Origin of the sequence: Nocardia sp. CA-128927 (assembly GCF_050955855.1) — a bacterium.
In the GTDB taxonomy this organism is placed as follows: Bacteria; Actinomycetota; Actinomycetes; order Mycobacteriales; family Mycobacteriaceae; genus Nocardia.
In genome coordinates, this window is record NZ_CP192087.1 from 6,731,687 (window position 1) to 6,750,543 (window position 18,857).

At 66.9% G+C, this 18,857-nt stretch carries 19 protein-coding genes and 3 pseudogenes; 9 read left to right on the top strand and 13 right to left on the bottom strand.

The annotated features are described in order from the left end of the window. The first annotated feature begins 119 nt into the window (after nt 1-119). The 3 genes from ACQPW1_RS30825 to ACQPW1_RS30835 all read left to right on the top strand — a co-directional run bounded on the left by ACQPW1_RS30825 (nt 120) and on the right by ACQPW1_RS30835 (nt 5,058). The gene (locus ACQPW1_RS30825; RefSeq protein WP_433655276.1) at nt 120-1,049 is read left to right on the top strand and encodes an NAD-dependent epimerase/dehydratase family protein; all 930 of its coding nucleotides are present in this window, start codon (nt 120-122) and stop codon (nt 1,047-1,049) included. Nucleotides 1,050-1,278: 229 nt separating this feature from the next. After that, nucleotides 1,279-3,579: a GH92 family glycosyl hydrolase gene (locus ACQPW1_RS30830; RefSeq protein ID WP_433655277.1), complete on the top strand. Its 2,301-nt coding sequence runs from the start codon at nt 1,279-1,281 to the stop codon at nt 3,577-3,579. A gap of 132 nt (nt 3,580-3,711) precedes the next feature. Then, on the top strand, nt 3,712-5,058 hold the full coding sequence (locus ACQPW1_RS30835; RefSeq protein ID WP_433655278.1) for a M14 family zinc carboxypeptidase: 1,347 nt from the start codon (nt 3,712-3,714) through the stop codon (nt 5,056-5,058). Nucleotides 5,059-5,064: 6 nt separating this feature from the next. On the opposite strand, the gene ACQPW1_RS30840 is transcribed toward ACQPW1_RS30835, so the two are convergent. Then, nucleotides 5,065-5,745, bottom strand: coding sequence for a GntR family transcriptional regulator (locus ACQPW1_RS30840; RefSeq protein ID WP_433655279.1), 681 nt, complete (start codon nt 5,743-5,745; stop codon nt 5,065-5,067). Between the two features lie 146 nt (nt 5,746-5,891). On the opposite strand from ACQPW1_RS30840, the pseudogene ACQPW1_RS30845 reads away from it, so the two are divergent. Both ACQPW1_RS30845 and ACQPW1_RS30850 read left to right on the top strand, forming a co-directional pair. Continuing rightward, a pseudogene (locus tag ACQPW1_RS30845) lies at nt 5,892-6,419 on the top strand (YbhB/YbcL family Raf kinase inhibitor-like protein); the annotation flags it as partial. Between the two features lie 30 nt (nt 6,420-6,449). Further along, a pseudogene (locus ACQPW1_RS30850) lies at nt 6,450-6,902 on the top strand (SRPBCC family protein); the annotation flags it as partial. Nucleotides 6,903-6,982: 80 nt separating this feature from the next. On the opposite strand, the gene ACQPW1_RS30855 reads toward ACQPW1_RS30850, so the two are convergent. Next, nucleotides 6,983-7,210: a hypothetical protein gene (locus ACQPW1_RS30855; RefSeq protein ID WP_433655280.1), complete on the bottom strand. Its 228-nt coding sequence runs from the start codon at nt 7,208-7,210 to the stop codon at nt 6,983-6,985. A 99-nt stretch (nt 7,211-7,309) separates the two neighbouring features. Between ACQPW1_RS30855 and ACQPW1_RS30860 the strand changes: the two genes are divergently transcribed. Continuing rightward, a complete protein-coding gene (locus ACQPW1_RS30860) occupies nt 7,310-7,921 on the top strand; it encodes an HAD family acid phosphatase (protein ID WP_433655281.1) in 612 nt (203 codons plus the stop codon). A 52-nt stretch (nt 7,922-7,973) separates the two neighbouring features. Here ACQPW1_RS30860 and ACQPW1_RS30865 read toward each other — a convergent pair whose 3' ends face one another. The 4 genes from ACQPW1_RS30865 to ACQPW1_RS30880 form a co-directional block, all read right to left on the bottom strand. Beyond that, nucleotides 7,974-8,978 carry an ABC transporter substrate-binding protein gene (locus ACQPW1_RS30865; protein WP_433655282.1) on the bottom strand — a complete coding sequence of 335 codons (1,005 nt, stop codon included), beginning with the start codon at nt 8,976-8,978 and terminating at the stop codon, nt 7,974-7,976. A gap of 67 nt (nt 8,979-9,045) precedes the next feature. Beyond that, nucleotides 9,046-9,891 (bottom strand): ABC transporter ATP-binding protein, encoded by an 846-nt coding sequence (locus ACQPW1_RS30870; RefSeq protein WP_433655283.1) that lies wholly within the window; start codon nt 9,889-9,891, stop codon nt 9,046-9,048. Beyond that, the gene (locus ACQPW1_RS30875; RefSeq protein WP_433655284.1) at nt 9,888-10,892 is read right to left on the bottom strand and encodes a FecCD family ABC transporter permease; all 1,005 of its coding nucleotides are present in this window, start codon (nt 10,890-10,892) and stop codon (nt 9,888-9,890) included. The genes ACQPW1_RS30870 and ACQPW1_RS30875 overlap by 4 nt, the downstream gene beginning before the upstream one ends. Nucleotides 10,893-10,981: 89 nt before the next feature. After that, a complete protein-coding gene (locus ACQPW1_RS30880; protein ID WP_433655285.1) occupies nt 10,982-11,995 on the bottom strand; it encodes a FecCD family ABC transporter permease in 1,014 nt (337 codons plus the stop codon). 190 nt (nt 11,996-12,185) lie between these two features. Here ACQPW1_RS30880 and ACQPW1_RS30885 point away from each other — a divergent pair, with 190 nt between their 5' ends. Next, entirely contained in the window at nt 12,186-12,383 is a 198-nt protein-coding gene (locus ACQPW1_RS30885) for a hypothetical protein (RefSeq protein WP_433655286.1), read from the top strand. 108 nt (nt 12,384-12,491) lie between these two features. Then, on the top strand, nt 12,492-12,938 hold the full coding sequence (locus ACQPW1_RS30890; protein ID WP_433655287.1) for a nuclear transport factor 2 family protein: 447 nt from the start codon (nt 12,492-12,494) through the stop codon (nt 12,936-12,938). 20 nt (nt 12,939-12,958) lie between these two features. Here ACQPW1_RS30890 and ACQPW1_RS30895 read toward each other — a convergent pair whose 3' ends face one another. From ACQPW1_RS30895 to ACQPW1_RS30915, 5 genes are all read right to left on the bottom strand, one after another. Next, a complete protein-coding gene (locus ACQPW1_RS30895; protein WP_433655288.1) occupies nt 12,959-13,834 on the bottom strand; it encodes a lysophospholipid acyltransferase family protein in 876 nt (291 codons plus the stop codon). 25 nt (nt 13,835-13,859) lie between these two features. Further along, on the bottom strand, nt 13,860-14,654 hold the full coding sequence (locus ACQPW1_RS30900) for a hypothetical protein (RefSeq protein ID WP_433655289.1): 795 nt from the start codon (nt 14,652-14,654) through the stop codon (nt 13,860-13,862). Beyond that, the gene (locus ACQPW1_RS30905; protein ID WP_433655290.1) at nt 14,651-15,241 is read right to left on the bottom strand and encodes a hypothetical protein; all 591 of its coding nucleotides are present in this window, start codon (nt 15,239-15,241) and stop codon (nt 14,651-14,653) included. Before ACQPW1_RS30905 ends, ACQPW1_RS30900 begins: the two co-directional genes overlap by 4 nt. A gap of 127 nt (nt 15,242-15,368) precedes the next feature. Further along, entirely contained in the window at nt 15,369-15,557 is a 189-nt protein-coding gene (locus ACQPW1_RS30910) for a ferredoxin (protein ID WP_433655291.1), read from the bottom strand. Continuing rightward, the gene (locus ACQPW1_RS30915) at nt 15,554-17,023 is read right to left on the bottom strand and encodes a cytochrome P450 (protein WP_433655292.1); all 1,470 of its coding nucleotides are present in this window, start codon (nt 17,021-17,023) and stop codon (nt 15,554-15,556) included. The genes ACQPW1_RS30910 and ACQPW1_RS30915 overlap by 4 nt, the downstream gene beginning before the upstream one ends. Nucleotides 17,024-17,125: 102 nt before the next feature. Here ACQPW1_RS30915 and ACQPW1_RS30920 point away from each other — a divergent pair, with 102 nt between their 5' ends. Continuing rightward, nucleotides 17,126-17,788 (top strand): TetR/AcrR family transcriptional regulator, encoded by a 663-nt coding sequence (locus ACQPW1_RS30920; RefSeq protein ID WP_433655293.1) that lies wholly within the window; start codon nt 17,126-17,128, stop codon nt 17,786-17,788. A 28-nt stretch (nt 17,789-17,816) separates the two neighbouring features. On the opposite strand, the gene ACQPW1_RS30925 is transcribed toward ACQPW1_RS30920, so the two are convergent. After that, a complete protein-coding gene (locus tag ACQPW1_RS30925) occupies nt 17,817-18,431 on the bottom strand; it encodes an alpha/beta fold hydrolase (RefSeq protein ID WP_433655294.1) in 615 nt (204 codons plus the stop codon). Between the two features lie 16 nt (nt 18,432-18,447). After that, nucleotides 18,448-18,753: pseudogene (locus ACQPW1_RS30930) on the bottom strand (alpha/beta fold hydrolase); the annotation flags it as partial. Nucleotides 18,754-18,857 lie beyond the last annotated feature (104 nt).

Sequence of the window (18,857 nt, forward strand, 5' to 3'; positions counted from 1 at the left end):
GACATTGCTACCCGGATCGCCGCCACGAAACCGTAAGTCGAGGACCCCACTTCTCACTACTGTGGGGTAGCGCACCTGGACCATGTCCTTACGGTGCAACTACATCCGGAGGGGTCCCGATGAACGTGTTGGTGTTGGGAGGATACGGAGCGGTCGGCGAGCACGTCGTTCGACTGCTCCGGGCGGACGGATTGTCGGCGTTAGCCGCTGGGCGGGACCCTGCACGCGCTGACGTGGTGCTCGATCTATCCGACATCGACAGTTTCGCGAAAGCGTTGGATGGCGTTGCCGCAGTGGTCAATTGCGCGGGCGCCGAGGACGTCCGGCTGGCCGAAGTGTGCGCCGGGCGCGGAATTCCGTTCCTCGATATCTCCGCCACCAGCGCGTACGTGCAGAGCTTGGAGCAGGTCACCGGCCCGGTCGTGCTCGGCGTCGGTTTGGCGCCCGGCCTGACCACCCTGCTCGCCGTGGACGTCTTGTCCGGCCACCGCGGCCCGGTCGACATCATGATCGGCCTCGGATCCGGCGAGCAGCACGGCGCCGCCGCGACCGCGTGGACGTACGGCCTACTGGGACAACACTTTCCCGACCCGGACGGCACCGCCATCCGAAACTTCACCAGGCCGCAACGATTCGAGGTACCGAAAGAGTCCGGATACAAACCGGCCGCCGCCCTGCGTGCCGATTTCGCTGACCAGCACCGCCTCACCCGCGAATTCGGCGTCCCGGTCCGCACCTATCTACGGATGGACACGCGTCTCGCCACGATGGGACTCACCCTCCTCACCAAGGCACCGGCACTGCGAGCGCTGGCGCCGAAACGGATGCCGGGCAGCGACAAGTGGGTTGTGCTCGCGCGCTCATCGAACAGCTCGGCCCGCTGGGCGGCCGGTCGCGGCCAGTCCGTGGCGACCGCTGTGGTGACCGCCGCGGCCGTGCGGGCGGCGGTACTCCGCCAACCCACCGCACCCACCTGGATCCATGAAATCCTCCGGATCGACGACCTGCGGGATACCTTGCGCGACAATGAGATCACTCTCGGGCACTGATTGCCCGCCACGGTTGTGCACGCACAGCGTGCATAACCGGCAGCGCGTTCTCGAAGCCACGAAAGCGGGTCGGCCGCCTGTGCGTAGCCAGCGACCGGTACGCACTTCCGTCGGTGTGAAACCACAAATGCGCTGATCAGCGGCGTGTCGGACGGTTCAGGCACCCGGCTGGCTGCCAGGATGGGACGCGCACCGGGGCAACGTTGTCGGACGCTCGTCGAGGAGAGGTATGTCGCGTCGCCGTCTTGTCGGCATCGTTGTTCCATTGTTGCTTCCCTTGATTCCCGTTGTGGCGCACGCTGAGACCGTGGCCGATTCCAGTAGGTATGTGAATCCGTTCGTCGGGACACAGGACGGCGGGCCCGATTTCGGGCACGGCGGCGGGGCGGGGATGACCTTTCCCGGCGCGGTGACACCGTTCGGGATGATGCAGTGGAGCCCGGATACGGTGCGCACCGCGGGCGGTGGTTACAAATACGAGGACAACCGGCTGTACGGGTTCTCGATGACGCACATCTCCGGCCCCGGTTGCACTGGCGCACAAGACTTTCCGGTATTGCCGGTGTCGGGGATCATCGGCCGGTCACCGGCCGTCGACGGTGCGGGTTACCTGCAGACCTTCGATCACGCCAACGAGCAGGCCAGCCCGGGCTACTACCGCGTCACCACCGACTCCGGCGTACAGACCGAGCTCACCGCGTCGGCCAGGGCCGGTGTCGCCCGCTTCACCTTCCCGAAGGACAAGCCGGGCACGCTGCTGCTCGACGTCACCGGCTCGGTCAACGGGGTCGACGACGCCGAGATCACCATCGACGGCAACACCGTGTCCGGCTGGGCCCTGACCGGCGGGTTCTGCGGCGCGCGCACCCGATACCGGGTCTACTTCCAGGCCACCTTCGACCGCCCGATCAAGGCGTCGGGCAGCTGGAAGGACGACGTCATCAAGCCGGGCACGACCACCACCCGCGGCGCGGCGCCGAGCCGGCGCACGAACTCCGGCGACATCGCCAGCAACGGCCTCGGCACCGGTCTCTTCCTGCAATTCGACTCCGATCAGCCGGTGCAGATGCGCACGGGGCTGTCCTACGTCAGCCTCGACGGCGCCCGCCGCAATCTCACCGCAGAGATCGGCGCGAAGGACTTCGACACCGTCCGGGTGGACGCGCGGGACGCGTGGCGGCGCAGGCTCGATCAGATCCAGGTGACCGGCGGCGATCAGGATCGGTTGCGCACCTTCTATTCCGCGCTCTACCACGTGTTTCTCCAGCCCTACATCTTCGACGACGTCGACGGCAGCTACACCGGATTCGATGGCGAAACGCATCAGGTGCGTCCCGGACACCACTACTACGCCACCTTCTCCGGCTGGGATATCTACCGCAGCGAAGCCCAACTGCTCGCGTGGCTGGCACCCGACGTGGCCTCCGACATCGCCCAGTCGATGTACGACAACGCGCACGTCCTCGGCGACGTGTGGGACCGCTGGTCGCACCAGAACACCATCACCGGTGTGATGAACGGCGACCCGTACCACTCGATCGTGGCCAGCGCGTACGCGTTCGGGGCACGCGACTTCGATGCCGAGGGCGCGCTCGCCTCGATGGTCGCGGGCGCCGAACGCGTCGGTGAGAAGGCCGGCTACACCGAGCGGCCGAGCAACGACCAGTACCAGCGGCTCGGCTGGGTGCCCGGCCAGGTGTCCGACACCCTCGAATACAACATCGCCGACTTCGGCATCTCGCAGCTGGCGCAGCGGCTCGGCGACCGCGCGGTCAACGAGAAGTTCCTGCGCAGCTCGCATGGCTGGCAGCACCTGTACAACCCGCGCACCGGCTGGCTGCAACCCCGCTCCGCCGAGGGCCTGTTCGGCCTGCTGTTCGATCCGGCAGGCACCGACGGATACGTGGAAGGCAATGGCGCGCAATACCATTGGATGACCTTCCACGATGTCCGCGCCCTCTTCGACATGATGGGCGGTCGAGCCAAGGCGGCCGGGCGGCTGGACACCTTCTTCACCCAGTTGAACGCAGGCCCGCACGCCCCGTACGCCTACCTCGGCAACGAGCCGACACTGCAAACGCCGTGGCTGTACGCGTGGGCCGGGCTGCCCTACCGCACCCAGGACGTGGTCCGGCGCGCCCGCAACGAACTGTTCGGCCCCACCCCGAACGGCCTGGTCGGTAACGACGATCTCGGCACCATGTCGGCCTGGTACGTCTGGGCCTCGCTCGGTATCTACCCCGTAATCCCCGGCCGCGCTGAGCTTTTCGTGCACGGACCGGCGTTCACGAGGGCCGATATCCACCGCTCGTCCGGCGAGCAGTTCACCATCAGTGCCCCCGACGCCGACGATGCCACGCCCTACATTCGCGCATTGCGGGTCGACGGCGAGTACACCACCAAGGCGTGGCTGCCCGAATCGTTCGCCCTGTCCGGCGGCCGCCTCGACGTCACCATGGGTGCCGAACCCGGCCCGGAGTTCGGCACCGCCGAGGCCGACGCGCCACCTTCCTTCGCAGTCCCCCGCTAGGTGGCCCGGTGGTTCGATCATCGGATGTTAGGAGGTTTGCCGATCCGGCGGAATCCGTTCTGCTGGGGGCAAACTGGCCCGTAGGCCGCCCTCCGCGCCCACTATGGATAAGGGCGCGGAGGATGAGGTTCGGTGGTGGATCAGGTAAGCAAGATCGTCGGTGCGGTCGAGCGGATCGACTCGTTTCCCACGGTTGATGAACTGAGCGAGTACGTCGACAAGCTGGTCGACGCGGTGCCGGGTCGGGTGACGGTCACCGAGATAGGCAGATCGCGCGGGGGTGATCCGATTCGGGAGGTCCGGGTCGGCTCGGGGGCCAGGCAAGTGGTCGTCATCGGGAACCCGCATCCGAACGAACCGATCGGGATGGCGACGATCCGCCACCTGCTCGGCAGGCTGACCGCGGACGACGCGCAAACCCTCGGCGCCACCTGGCATTTCGTGCTGTGTCTCGATCCGGACGGCACGCGGCTCAACGAGGGCTGGTTCGCCGCGGCACGGACCAGGACCGGCGTCGCGCGCGACTTCTACCGTCCGCCCGCGGCCGAGCAGCCGGAGTGGTGTTTCCCGACCAGTTGGCGCGGAACCGCAGTGGGCACGCCGCTGCCGGAAACCCGGGCGCTGATGGGCCTGATCGATCGGACCCGCCCCGGGTTGATCGTGTCGCTGCACAACGCCGATTTCGGCGGGGGGTTCTTCTACACCACCGGCGGCGATCCCGATTACTGGACGGAACTCACGGACCAGCTGACCACGGCGGGTGTGCCGATCTACGACGGGGAGCCCGACGTGCCCGGGGCGAGCACCTGGGCGCCTGGGGTTTTCGAACTTCCGTCGTTCCAGCGGATAGCCGAAACGTTGGTCGCCGACGGGGTCGAGCCGCTGGCGATGATGTACGGCGGCGGCATCCGCGATTACGCGACGCCCCACGGAACCGCTTTGCTCGTCTGCGAATTGCCGATGTGGGTCGACTCGCGCGTCACCGACAACACTCCTAGCGGTCACTCGCTGGCGAGCGTACTGTGTTCCACCGCAACCGCTTACGAGGAAATCGCCGACATCGTGTCGGGCGTGCTCGATCGGATATCTGAACGGCTGACCGGCCGGAGCCCCTTCGAACGGGCGTTGACCGACACCGTGCGCGCCCTGCGTGGAAACGCCATCGCCAAACGTTCCGCCACCGAGTCGTGCACCGCGACCCTTGGCGAGATCTTCATCGAGAACTATGTCTGGATCGGCGTCGCTCGACTGCGCGCGGGCGGCATGCTGCTGCGTCTACTCGACGAGGAGCTACGCCACGAGCCGTCCGCCGAAGTGGCGGCGGAACGCGCGCATTTCGCGGCAGTCTTCGAGAAGTGGTGCACCGATATCGAAACCAACGCGCCCGGTCAGCCGATTCCGGTGCACAGCCTGGTCACCATCCAATCCTCGGCGATCGTCACCGCCGTCGGCCGCCTCCGGGGCGGCCTCCCGCTCTGAGCGTTGCTACGCGTGTTGGTCGTCGGTCAGTCCGGCCGCGGTCAGCGTGAGGTGCCGCGTCAGTGTCTCGGCCGCGGCGTCGGCGTCGCGGGCCAGCGCCGCCGCCTCCAGGCTGCGGTGTTCTTCGGCGCCGTCGCGGTCGGGGTTGCGGTGTCCGGACCAGCGGCGCGTCAGTTCGCTCGCGATCCACATCCGGTCGAAGGTCTCCAGCAGAACGGAGTTGCCGCAGCCCTCGAGCAGGGTGCGATGGAAGACCCGGTGAGCTTCGGACCATGCCTCGCTGTAGAACTTGCCGTCGTCGAACGCCGGGGTGCGGGTCAGCCGGTGGTGCGCGGCTCGGACCCGAGACTCCCATTCGACATCGCCGCGTTCGATCGACATGCGCAGCAGGACAGGTTCGATCGTTCGGCGGGCTTCCGCGACATCCTGCCAACGTCGGTCGGAGAAGGCAGGGACGGCGAAGCCACGATTGTGCAGCCGGTCGGCGAGGCCGTCGCCGACAACCCGCACCAACGCCTCGCGGACGACAGCCAGGCTCACGCCCAGTTCCTTCGCGAGATCTTGGGGTTTGAGAGCGTCGCCCGGGGCGTACTCCCCGCGCATGATCGCGTCCCGCAGATGGGTGTAGACCTGCTCGGTGAGCATCTGTTTGCCCGACGAGGTCGAGGTATCGGTCGTCCCGGTCATGCCATCACTATAGACGATCTGTCAGATAATCGATTATCTATGCTATGGTCGATTCAGCGGTGATGGTGTCGCCCCTATGCGACGCCGCGGCCTACAGTCGGCCGCAGCACCGCCACTCCACAGCACGGCCCGAAAGGAACGACGCGATGAGCGCCAACGACCCCTTCGCTCGCCTACCCGAGGCGGCCTCCTTCACCGTTACCAGCACCTCTGTCGCCAACGGCGCCCCCTGGTCGCCCGAGCAGCTCTCCGCCAGCCTCCCCGGCGGCAAGGATGTCTCGCCGCAGTTGTCCTGGAGCGGTGCCCCCGAAGGCACCAAGAGTTTCGCCGTCACCGTCTACGACCCCGACGCCCCCACCGGCTCCGGGTTCTGGCACTGGGCGGTCGCCGATATCCCCGCCACCGTCACCGAACTGCCCGAGGGTGCAGGCGACGACACCGGCTCGGGTCTGCCCGAGGGCGCCTACCAGTTGCCCAACGACGCCCGGGTCGCCCACTTCATCGGCGCGGCCCCGCCCGCCGGCCACGGCAGGCACCGCTACTTCATCGTGGTGCACGCCCTCGATGTCGAATCCCTCGGCGTCTCAACCGAAGCCACGCCCGCCTACCTCGGCTTCAACATCGCGGGCCACATCCTCGGCCGCGCGGTCCTGACTGCCACAGCAGAGACGCCGCCCGCGGTCGAAACCACCCAGCGAGTCGAGGTCTCCCGCCTCATCCCCGCCCCCGCCGACACCATCTTCGCGGTACTCACCGACCCGCAGGGCCACGTGGAAATCGACGCGTCGGGCATGCTCCTCGACGCCGAAGGCAAACCGGTCGAACAGACCGGCGACCGTTTCCTGGTCCACATGGACCGAGAAGCCCTCGGCGACTTCCCCTTAGGCAAATACGACGTCGAGGTCGTCATCACCAAGTTCACCCGGAACGAAGAGATCGCCTGGACCGTAGAAGGCCAGATCCGCCCACCCGTCCGCCACATCTACGGCTACCGACTGGAGCCCGCCGAAGACGGCACCCTCGTCACGTCGTACTACGACTGGTCGGAAATCGACGAGAAGTGGAAGCAGCGCCTCACTTTCCCGGTAGTCCCCGAGTCCGCCCTCAAAGCCACCCTCGGCATCCTCGAACGCACCGTCCGCCGCCGGACCGTCTAAGACATAGCTGTCCGTGAGACCCGCATCGTCGCCGATGCGGGTCTCGGCCGCTTCCCAAGCTCGCGGGGCGCGCAGTCGGGTCAGTAGCCGAACTGGCGCAGGATCGGGCCGCAGACGTGCCATTCGTCGCCGCCGTCGTGCGCCTCGTGGGAGAGGTGCGCGACGTACCACATGACGATGTCGGCGCCATCGGTGTTCTCGCCGTTGACATGTCGCCAGAGCTCGTCGTCGTTGGCGTACTTCTGTACTCCACTTACGCGTCCCCACCATCTGGGGACAACAGGTAGCTGAGCCCACTGCCAGGGCATTCACAACTCGTTCACTTGCGCACCCCTCGGGGGCAAGCACACGGTCATAGCCTGCCGTCGTCCATGACAACGATCGACAAGCAGGGAAAGGTTCTACGAGTGCAGTCGAGAATCGCACGACTCGTCCTGACCGCTGTCGCCATGCTGATGGCGTGCACCGTCCTCGGCGCGGGCACCGCCACCGCCGCGCGCACCGACGGTATGCAGACCTACAAGGGCATCGACCCGGAACGGTGGCTCCGGGATGTCGACACCGCGCTGTCCACCGCGTCCGCCGATATGAGCGGCCGCGTCGCCCAGGGCGGCAAGCTGGCCATCGTCTTCGACATCGACGACACCACCCTCGCCACCGATTTCGCGATCGACCGCGACAACATCCCGGCCGTCGACGGTTCGTTGAAACTCGCCAAGCAGGCCGAGCAGAGCGGCGTGGCGATCTTCTACATCACCAACCGGAACTACGCCTCGACCAGCAAGCCCTCCAAGACGCGAATCGCGTTGGAGCGGGCCGGATTACCCGTGCACACCATCTACCACCGCACGCCCGGCGACTCCCGCGGCAAGCAGGAGATGAAGACCGCCTACCGCGTGCAGATCGAGGACGACGGCTACACGATCATCCAGAACGTCGGCAACAACTGGACCGACCTCAACGGTGGTCACGCCGAACGTACTTACAAACTCCCCGATTACGACGGCACACTCCAGTAGCCAACGACCCAACGGGACATCGCGCGCAGCGATGTCCCGTTCGACCGGTGGACTACTTGACGCCGGTCGCCTTGGCCACGTCGGCGAGCATCTGATCGGCGGCCTGGATACCGATGCCGGACATCCAGGTCTCGTCCAGCACGTCGATGGCCTTGCCGTTCTTCACCGCGGGCAGGTCACACCAGACGGGGCTGGTGGTGACCGGGCCCTTCTCGGTCTTGCCCGGATCATCAATGGTCGCAATGAAAATCAGGTCGGCATCGGCCTGATCGATCTGCTCGGCACTGACGTCCTTCATGGTCTTCGCCGGATCGGTGGAGACCTGCGAGGCGGGCCGCCGCAGACCGATGTCGGCCAGCACCACACCGCTGAAGGAGTTGCTCTGGTACAGCCGGGTCGGACCGGCCAGGAACCGGACGACCGAGGCGGTGGGCAGCGTGCCGTTGTTCTTCGCCTTGATGGCGTCGCCGAGCGTGCGGGCGCGACCCTCGTAGCTCGTCAACGCGTCGGCGGCCTGTTGCTCGAGTCCGAGTGCCTTGCCGTGCACCGCGAGGTTCGCTTTCCAAGGGCCACCGGTGGTTTCGGTGAACACGGTCGGTGCGATGCCGCTGAGCTTGCCGTAGATCTTCTCGTGCCGGACCTTCGAGGACAGGATCAGGTCGGGCTTCAGCGAGGCGATCCGCTCGAGATTCGGCTCGAGCAGCGGACCGACGTCGGTCGCGCCATCGACCTTGTCCGCCAGGTATTCCGGGAATCCGCCCTTGGTCTTGGTGTGCGGGATGACCGCGCCGACCGGCTTGATGCCGAGCATGGTGACCGAGTCCAGCTCGGCGGTGTCGAGCACCACCACGCGCTTGGGCGCGTGCGGAATGGTCACCTTGCCCATCAGCGTGTCCAGGGTGCGCGGGAAGCTGGTCGAATCCGCCGCCGACGCAGTGGAATCCGTGCTTGCGGTGTCGTTGCCACAGGCCGCGAGGCAGGACAGGCCCACCGCCGCAACAAGTGTCGCGATACCGATTCGACCGAGTCCGCGGCTGCGGAATCGTCGTGTGGACATATGCAGTCCCTCATCTCTCGAGTGGTGGCGCATCAGCTCTGGTGAGGCGACGCAATGGGGTCCGCGCTCAGGGGTGAGCGGCGGCCAGCCGGGCGGCCCGGCTGCGTGGAACAACAAGCGGGGTACCGGTTTCCGGGTCGGGCATGACCAGGCAGTCGACGCCGAAGACGGTGCGGACGAGTTCGGCGTCCAGCACTTCGGCGGGTGGTCCGGCGGCGGCCAGTCGTCCCTCGTGCAGCACCACCAGGTGGTCCGCGTATCGGGCGGCCTGGCCGAGATCGTGCAGCACCATCACGACGGTGCGGCCCGCCTCGGCGTGCAGGTCGGCGACCAGGTCGAGCACGTCGCGCTGGTGGCGCAGATCGAGGAAGGTGGTCGGCTCGTCGAGCAGCAGCAGGTCGGTGTCCTGAGCCAATGCCAGTGCGATCCACGCGCGTTGCCGTTGACCGCCGGAGAGCTGATCGACCTGTTGGTCGCGCAACTCGGTGGTTCCGGTGCGCCGCAACGCATCCTCGACGGCGGACTGGTCGGTGGCCGACCACGGCCGCAACAACCGCTGGTGCGGATAGCGCCCGAGCCGTACCAGCGCCTCGACGGTGATGGACTCCGGCGTGATCGGCTGCTGCGGCAGCAGACCCATCCGTAAGGCCAACGCCCGGGCCGACATTCGGTGGATATCGGCGCCGTCGAGGGTGACCGTGCCGCCGGACGGACGCAGCAGGCGGGTGAGACCGCGCAGCAGGGTGGACTTTCCGCAGGCGTTCGGTCCGACGATCGCGGTGACCGAGTCGCCGGGCAGCACCAGATCGAGCCCATCGATCACGACGCGGTCCCCGTAGCGCAGATCGACTGCCCGCGCGGCCAATTCGTTGCTACCGGCCGCCGCTAGGTCTGCTTCGCGGGTGTCACTCATGCGGTCCTCCTGGAGACGGGTGCGCTCTCACGGAGCATCAGAATGAGCAACCACGGGGCGCCGACCGTGGCCGTGACGACACCGACGGGCAACCCCTCGATCGGCAACGCGTGCTGCACGATCAGGTCGCAGGCGAGCAGCAGCGTCGCACCGGCCAGTCCGGTGACGGTGAGCGTGACGGCGGTGGGCGGTCCGGCGAGCCGCCGCACGAGATGCGGAACCGCCAGCGCCACAAACGAAATCGGCCCGGTGAGGGCGGCGGCCAGCGCGGCGAGTGCGATGGTGGTGCTGAGCAGCGCCAGGCGGGCGTAGGACACCCGGACGCCGAGCGTGCCCGCCGACTCGTCGCCGAGATCGAGCACCGACAGTGTCCGGTATTGCAGATACAGCAGCGTCAGCACAACCACGCAGGCCGCCGCGGCACCCTGGATCTCCGGCCAGGTGCGCCCGTAGAGCGAGCCGGTGGTCCATTGAACCGCCGACCCGGCAAGCTCTTTCGGGAAGCGCACCACCATCAGGTTCACGGCCGCGGCCAACCCGGCCTGCACGGCCAACCCGACCAGTACGAGGCGGGTCACCGGTAGCCCGGATCGCCAACCGAGCACGCCGAGCAGCACCGCGGCGAGCAGGCCACCGCCGAGCGCACCCAGCGGGATGAACGTCTGACTCGCACCGAGCGCCAGGACGAGCACCGACCCGAAGGACGCGCCGCCGGTCACGCCCATGACGTCGGGCGAGGCCAGCGGATTGCGAAACAGCCGCTGCAGCAAGGCACCTGACGTGGCCAGTCCCGCGCCCGCGAGCAGCGCGGCCGCCAGGCGTGGGGCACGGAACTCCTGGACGATGTACACCTCGCCCTGATCACCGAAGCCGAACGCGGCGCGCAATGCCGTCGTCGCCGACATCTCGACCTCGCCGACGCTGAGGGCCACGGTCGACAAGACGACGATCAGCAGACCGCACACCAGGCCGATCAGGATCGCGCGCCTGCGCTGTCGCACACGGACATTCGATGTGCCCGGCTTCGACGGCCCGTCAGATCGCCTGAGACGTAGCGCTGTTCGGCCGTTGCGCAGCGGCGTCGTGTCGATCATCGTGCCGTCCGCCGAGCGAGCACAGCGAGCAGCGGCGCACCGAGGAACGCGGTGACGATGCCGACCTCCAGCTCGGACGGCCGCGCGACGAGCCTGCCGAGAATGTCGGCGCCGAGCAACAGCAGCGGACCCGCGATCAGGCAGCCGGGCACCAGCACCCGATGATCGCCGCCGAGCACCAGCCGAACCAGGTGCGGCGCGGCCAACCCGATGAAGGCGATCGGCCCGGCCACCGCGACCGCGGATCCGGCGAGCAGCACCACCGCCACCATGCCCGCCAGCCGGATTCGCCCCACCGGCATGCCCAGCGCCTCCGCCGCTTCGTCACCGAGGGCGAGGGTGTTGAGCGCGGGCGCGATCACCAGGCCGATCACCAAGCCGATGACCAGCATCGGCAGCATCGGCACCAGCACGCCGAGGTCGCGTTCGGCGATCGAACCGGCGAGCCAGAAGCGCGCCTCGTCCAGGGTGCGTTCGCTGAACAGCAGCACGGCCGACGTCCACGAGACGAGCACCAACTGCAAGACGGTGCCGCCGAGGACGAGCCGGACCGGATCCAAGTCCCCCGCCCGGCGCCCGAGCGTCAGTGTGAACAGTGCGGCAGCGGCAGCGCCGACGAACGCGAACCCCACGTATTCGACGGGTTCGTGCAACCGCAACGCGTAGATGGCGATCACCACGGCAAGCCCGGCACCTGCGTTGATGCCGAGAGTTGTCGGCGAGGCGAGCGGATTACGAGTGATGCCTTGCACGAGAACGCCCGCGAGACCGAGCGCGGCACCGACTGCCAGCCCGACCAGCGTGCGCGGCAGTCGCATGCCGGTGACCACCATCGCGTCGCGGCTGTTGCCGTCGCCGAGTAGTGCCTGCACGACCGTGCCGATCGGGACCGAACGAGCGCCGAGGGCCAGGCTCAACACGACGCACAGCAGCAATGCGGCAAACCCGAGCATCAGCATCGGGATTCGGCGCGGTACCGCGGCCGTACGGGTCGTGTCGAGCGAAGTCACGGAACGAGAGCTTAAGTTAGCGCTGCCTAACTCTGCCAACGCGGGTACAGCGTGTGATGCCCGTCTCGTCCGATTCCCCCACCAGTGGCGCGACCGGAAGTACCACCGTATCGATGTCCAGGCGAGCCGCCGAACCGGCGATTCAACAGTCACGGTTTCGTAACGGACCCGATTGGGTACTAAGAGATGTATGACATCGACGGATCACCGACCAGCCCGGATCGCCGGCGTGGAGCCGGGGACCGCGGTGCTGGCATTCGCTACCTGCCTTGCCTTTTCGATCGGCATCGCCGCTCTTACGCAGTCTGCTACCACCACGGTCCTCGCGCTCGCCAGCATCGCTGCCGGGCTCGCGCTTGTACTGACCATCCTGCCGCACAAGGCATAACACCTTCTCGCCTCCGCCACCGCTGCGACACTGAAGTCCAGCTATTGATTCCCGGGCTCGCGCCTGGTGGCATAGCGCCGAGACGATCGGCGCAATTCGGAGGCAAACATGCTGTCCCTACCAGAGATTTCGGACCGCCTGGAGATCCAGGACCTGATGGTCCGGTACTCCCACGCGGTCGACACCGGACAGTGGGATCTGCTGGACGACATCTTCACCGATGACGCGCACATCGATTACACCGCGATGGGCGGATCGGCCGGTGACGTGGCGGCGACGAAGAAGTTCCTCGCCGCCATGTTGCCGAATTTCCCTGCCTTCCAACACCTCATCAGCAATTCCTCGATCACCATCGACGGCGACACCGCCACCGGGCGGACCATGTGTCACAACCCGATGATGCTGTCCGGCGGCGACGGGCCGTCGAGCCTCATGCTGTGCGGGCTCTGGTACTTGGATACGTTCGCCCGCGTCGACGGCGAGTGGCGGATCGCGCGGCGGGTCGAGGAGAAGAGCTACATGTTCGTCGCGCAGGCGCTCCCCGGCACGAGCTGAATCGCCTGCGGCCCAACCGATCAGCCGACAATCGGTAGTCCACGCTCGTCCGCGAGACCGCTCAACGCGTCCTGCATGACACCGGTGACGTGCTCATAGGCCGCCCCCAGATCCAACTCCGGACCGAGCTCGGCCCGCAGATCGATCGGGTCGAGGAACTCGACGGTGACCTTGCTCGGCAACGGAATATGCCCGGCGAGATCACCGACATTGAGCCCCCACGGCAGGGCGAGTGAAATGGGAAACACCTTCAGCCGCAACATCTGATCCAGCCGCAGCAACCGGGCCAGCCGGTCCCCACGCGTCAGCATCAACGCGGTCTGCTGGGCACCGATGTTGACCATCGGCACGATCGGAACGTTTTCGTCCCAGGCCAATTGGAGAAACCCGGTCCGGCCCGCGAAGTCGATCTCGTCCTCTTTCCAGGTCGGCCGGTGCACCTCCCAGTCACCACCGGGATACACGAGCACGACTGCCCCGTCGCGGAGCACCTGCCGCGCGCTGTCCGGGTCCGCACCGACCGTGCCGAAGCGGCGCAACAATGTACCGATGACCGGATAGGCCATCACCATGTCGTGCGCCAACTGATAGAACGGGCGGTGCGGACCGAACCGGCGCACGAACGCCAACGTCGCGACCATGACCTCCGGTGAAACGTTGCCCCCGGAATGATTGCCCACCAACAGGACCGGCCCCTCGGCCGGGATCCGGTCGAGACCGCGGACGTCCGCGCGGAAGTACAGCCGCGCGAACAACCAGCCCGGACCCACCGTGTCGATGATGAATTCGGGATCCCGCTCGGCCGGGTCGGCCGCGGGGACCCGCGCGTTCACCTGCTTGGCGACCCAATCGGCCACCTGGTCGATCCGGTCGGTCGGCAATCGAAACAAGTTCATGGGCAACGCTTTCCGCTGGTGAGGCTCACGACTCGATCGACAACAACCGACGGAAGAAGCCCCGATAACCGCGCAGCGCCTGACGCAGGTCTTCGGTATCCGAGTCCGTGGCGCCGGAGGTGCGCTCCTCGAGCACCCGCTTACGTTCCGCGATAGCGGTGGTCAACTGGTAGATGACGTCCGTGACGATCTGATCGGCCTGGGTGACCGCGTCCCGGGGGTTGTCGACGAAGGTGCCCTGCACCTCACGCCATTGGGTGCGCAGGCGGTCGAGGTCGGTGTCGACGAAGAGCGGAGCACCGACGTCGTCGAGCGAAGTCTGTTGCCGCTCAGCGCCATTGCCCGCGGTGGTCGACTGTTCCGGTGCCGCGACGGGTACCACCTGATCCGCTTCGGTATCTCCTGCCGCCTGATCCACTTCGACATCGCTGGTCGCGGTCGGCTGCGCGTCGTAGTCGTAATCCGCGGTGGTCGTCTCCGCAGGCTGCGCTTCGTAATCAGCCGTGGTCGCGGATCCCGCACCCGCGTTCGCCGACGTCGCACGCTCCGGCTCCGCGCTGTACTCGGTCGCGGTCGCGTGCTCCTGTTCCGTGCCGTACTCCGTTGTGCTCACGTGTTCCGGTTCGACGTCCAGGTCCGTCGCGCGCTCGGCTTCGCCGTCGTCCGTTGTCGTGCTCGTGTGGTCGGCCGCGTTCTCATCGGCGACCCGCTCGCTTTCTGTTTCGTCGCGGTCCCCCTGCCAGGACGATTCCTGCTCGCTCGTGGGGACATCCTCGGTGGACTTGTCGGAATGCACGGTGCGCTCGTATTCGGTGCTCATGACAGTGCTTTCTTGTCGTGCTCGGACTTCTTGTCGGCTGTCTTCTTGTCGTCGCCCGCACCGTTGAGCAAGTCCTGGAACAGGTCTCGGTAGTGCACGATGGCGGTGCGCCGGTCCTCGGTGGACACCTCGGTGCCGGTCGCCCTGGTGGCGATCTCGTGTGCGGCGCGGTAGTGACCGAGCGGTGCCGCGTGCTCGACCGAGAGGTCGGCGACCTGCTGGTCGAAGTTCTCGGTGGGATATCCGCGTTGGGACATCACCGTGGTCAGCAGCCGATCGGCGGCCTGCAGCGCCTCGGCCGGATCGTCGATGAACCGTTCCTGCACCTCGACCCACTCCGCGGTGTAGAGCTGCTTCTGCTCCGATGTCAGCGCGCGCAGTTCCAGCTCGGCATGACGCTTTTCGCGTTCGGCCAGTTCACGTTCGGCCGCCCGGCGGTCGTCGTGTTCCTCGACCGTCCGGTCGTACTCCGGGCCGAACTTGCTGCGCAGCCGCTGCCTGCGCACCATCGGCCAGACCAATAACGCGACGACCAACGCCGCGAGGACGACCAGAACGATCACAATGATCAACACTCCAGACGACACCTGTACCTCCTTGCCGAGCCTGTCGTATTCGGACAGGGAATGCCTCGCCGCAAAGGTTCCAAACTCTTGATCTCGCCCAGATGTCAGCCACTGGGATTCCGCGCCGCCCAGAGGTTTCCGTGATCATTCAGCCGAGGCGCAGCGCCTCCACCGGACAGCTGTCCACCGCGAGTTGGATGAGGTCGCGGTCGCTCTCGTCGATGGCGTCGGCGAACGGTTCGACGATCCCGTCGTCGCCGACGCGGAACAGGTTGGGCGCCAGGGCCTCACACATGCCGTGGCCTTCGCAGCGGGTGCGGTCGGCGACGATCTTCATGACGGCAGTCGTTCCAGTCGGATGGGCAGGCCGTCGGCCGGCATCGGTCCGGTGCCCGCGATCAACGGAACCTGGTAACCAGGTCGCACGGACCAGCTGTATTGCAACAACATCTGGTGCAGAACGGCTTTGACGGTCATGCCGCCGAAGTACAGGCCGATGCATTTGTGTGCACCGCCGCCGAACGGGGCCCAGGCCAGGCGGTGCGTTTTGTCCTCGCGGCGGTCGGCGGCGAACCGCTCCGGGTCGAAGACATCGGGGTTGTGCCAGTAGTCCTCGGTACGCATCATCGGGTACGCGCCGACCATGATGAGCGTGCCCTTCGGCACGTAGTAGCCGAGAATGTCGGTGTCCTGGACGGTTTCGCGAATCTGCTGCGCCACCGGCGAATACATGCGCAGCGCTTCCTTGAAGGCCAGGTCGAGGCCGGGTAGTCGATCGAGGTCGGCGTAGTCGAGAGTCGGCTTGCCGAGCGCGCGGGATTCGGCGCGCAGCCGGTCCTGCCAGTCCGGGTTGCGGGCGAGTTCGTAGGCGAGCATCGACGCGGCAATCGTGCTGGTGTCGTGCGCGGCCATCATCACGAAGATCATGTGCTCGATCACCTCCGCATCCGAGAAGGTGTGTCCCTCATCGGTTTCGGCGTGGCACAGCACACTGAACAGGTCGGTGCCATCGCCCGCGCGCTTGGTGGGCAACTCGCGCCGGAAGTAGTCGCCGAGGATGCGTCGTCCACGAATGCCGCGGGACCACACGCCACCGGGCACATTGGTGCGGACGAGCGCCGCCCCGCCGTGCACGGCGTCCTCGAAAGCCCGTTCCAGCACCACACTTTCGGGGCCGAGTTCGGCTCCGGCGAAGACCTCGGTGGCCTGCGCGAGCAGGATCTGCTTGATCGCGTCGAAGAGCGGGAAGTGCTCGCTCGGTCGCCACCCGGCGATATCGCGGGTGATCCGCGGGGTGGTCAGGTCCAGATAGCCGACCAACCGGGGCCGGGTGAACGCCTGCTGCATGATCCGGCGGTGGAACAGATGCTCGTCGAAATCCCGCAGCAGCAACCCACCGCGAAAGAACGGGCCGATCAAGAACTCCCAGCCGCGTTGCGCCGAGAAGACCTTGTCGCGATCCATCAGCACGGCCTCGATGGACGCGGGGCTGCTGACGCCGACCATCGGGCGACCGAGGACACCCATCCAGTTCACCGGTCCGTAACGCTCGAAGCGGTTGCGCGCCAAGCTGATCGGGTCGGTCAGCGCGTGCAGGGTGTAGCCGATTCCCGGAGCACCGAAATCACCGGGCACGGGACGCAATCCGCTTCCCGGCGGCGGATCCGCCAGCGGACGCGCGGCGGACGGATACTTGTCGGCGAGGCGAGCCCCCAGTGTCTGCGCGCGTTTCGCGACTCGCGCACGTAAGCGACGGACATCCCCTTGCACATCGGTGACTTTCGGGGGAACCAGAAGACTCATGACGGCCGTCCCTTCGCGACGCTGCGATCCCCTCGACCATAGCGGAAACAAACGTTTCCGTAAACATTTGTTTCCCGACTTCTCTTGTGCAAGGCTGCTCGGGTGACCCGAGCATTCAGCGGCACCTACCGCGGCACCTCGACCGCCGAGCGCAAGGAGGATCGGCGCAGGCGGCTACTGGACACCGCCCTCGATATCGTCGGCACCCAGGGGCTGTCCGCGTTAACCGTGCGCGGCCTCTGCGAACAGGCCAAGGTCGGACCCCGTTTCTTCTACGAGGCGTTCCCCGATCTGGACGCGCTCGCCTCCGAGCTACTGCTGGAAATCCAGGACACCGCCCTCGACACCGCGCGCGCGGCTGTCGCGGGCACCGACGGCGGGCCGTCGGACAAGATCCGCGCCGGTGTCGCCGCGCTCATCATCGAGCTCACCGACGACCCGCGCCGGGCGCAGGTCGTCTTCGCCCAGGCCTACGGCAGCGAGGCCCTGATGCGCAGCCGCTTCGACGGCATGCGCCGGGTCGCCGACGTCATCATCGAGCAGACCCGCCTAGTGCTCGACCTGCCTGCGGGCCAGGACACCGCCGTGGCCGCGACCTCGCAGCTGATCACCGGCGGCGCCGCGGAACTCGTCCTCGTCTGGCTCGACGGCGGCCTGGACGTCGACCGCGACGGCCTCATCGATCTGCTCGCCGAGTTCACCATTTCGATGGTCGCCCGGCTCCCCGACGTCGCCGAGCGCCTGTCGGCGGGGCCCGAGCACTAGCTCGGAACCCGTTGCGACACAACCAGACCTAGGAGCCCGCTACCGCGCTCGGCGCGAAGAACACAGCCAACTCACGCAACACCTGCTCCGGCTGCTCCTCGGCGATGTAGTGACCGCTCCCCTCGACCTTCACGACCCGGATATCGGTGCCCTTGTCCGACGACATCTGTTCGCGCAGAGCCGGATACGACTCCTCACCCGCCAAGGTCAGAATCGGCACGGTCACCGGCGCATAGGTGGCGAGGTCCGCAATGTCTCGGCGCATCGTCTGATACCAGCCGTTGCCCGCACGGATGGCGTCCGGCGAATCGTAGGCATGCGCGTAGATGCGTCGCGCCTCCTCCTCGACGGACGACTGATCGACCAGCATGTGCCCGTACAGCCAATCGATGATCAGCCGAAAGCGATCGGCCAGTAGCCTTTCCGGCAACTCACGCAGTTGATTCAAGGCGAACCACCACGGATAACCGCCGCGCCCGTGCTCGAGCGCCGCCTCCTGGTCGTCGCTGCTGGGCAACATCGGGATCGCCTGCCAGCTGGGATCGGGCACACCCAGGTCGACGGTGACCAGCCGCCGCACCGACTCGGGGAAGTTGGCGGCGAGGTGATAGCCGAGCGAAGCGCCGATATCGTGCCCGACCACGAACGGACCGGTGGCCGAGGTGCTGGATCAGTTCGTGGATGTCGCGCGCCATCGTCTTCTTGTCGTAGCCGGATTCGGGCTTGGCCGAGCCACCCATGCCACGCAGGTCCACGGCGGTCACCCGATAGTGAAGAGCCAACTCCGGCATGATCTTTCGGAACTGCCACCAGGTCTGCGGCCAGCCGCCGAGCAGGATCAACGGCTCCCCCGCACCACCGGTGACGTGATGCAGGCGGGTGCCGTTGACCTCCGCGTAGGCACTGGTGAAGTCGCCGGCCAGCGAGGCGGCCAGCTCGGCATCGGTGGGGGCGGTATGCGTCACAGAATTCCCTTTTCTTTAACGATCAGTCCAGTAAATAGGCATAGCAATGCCCGGACGGGAGGTGTTGCCCGACTGGGCGATGTGGTGCGGAACGACCGAGTAGG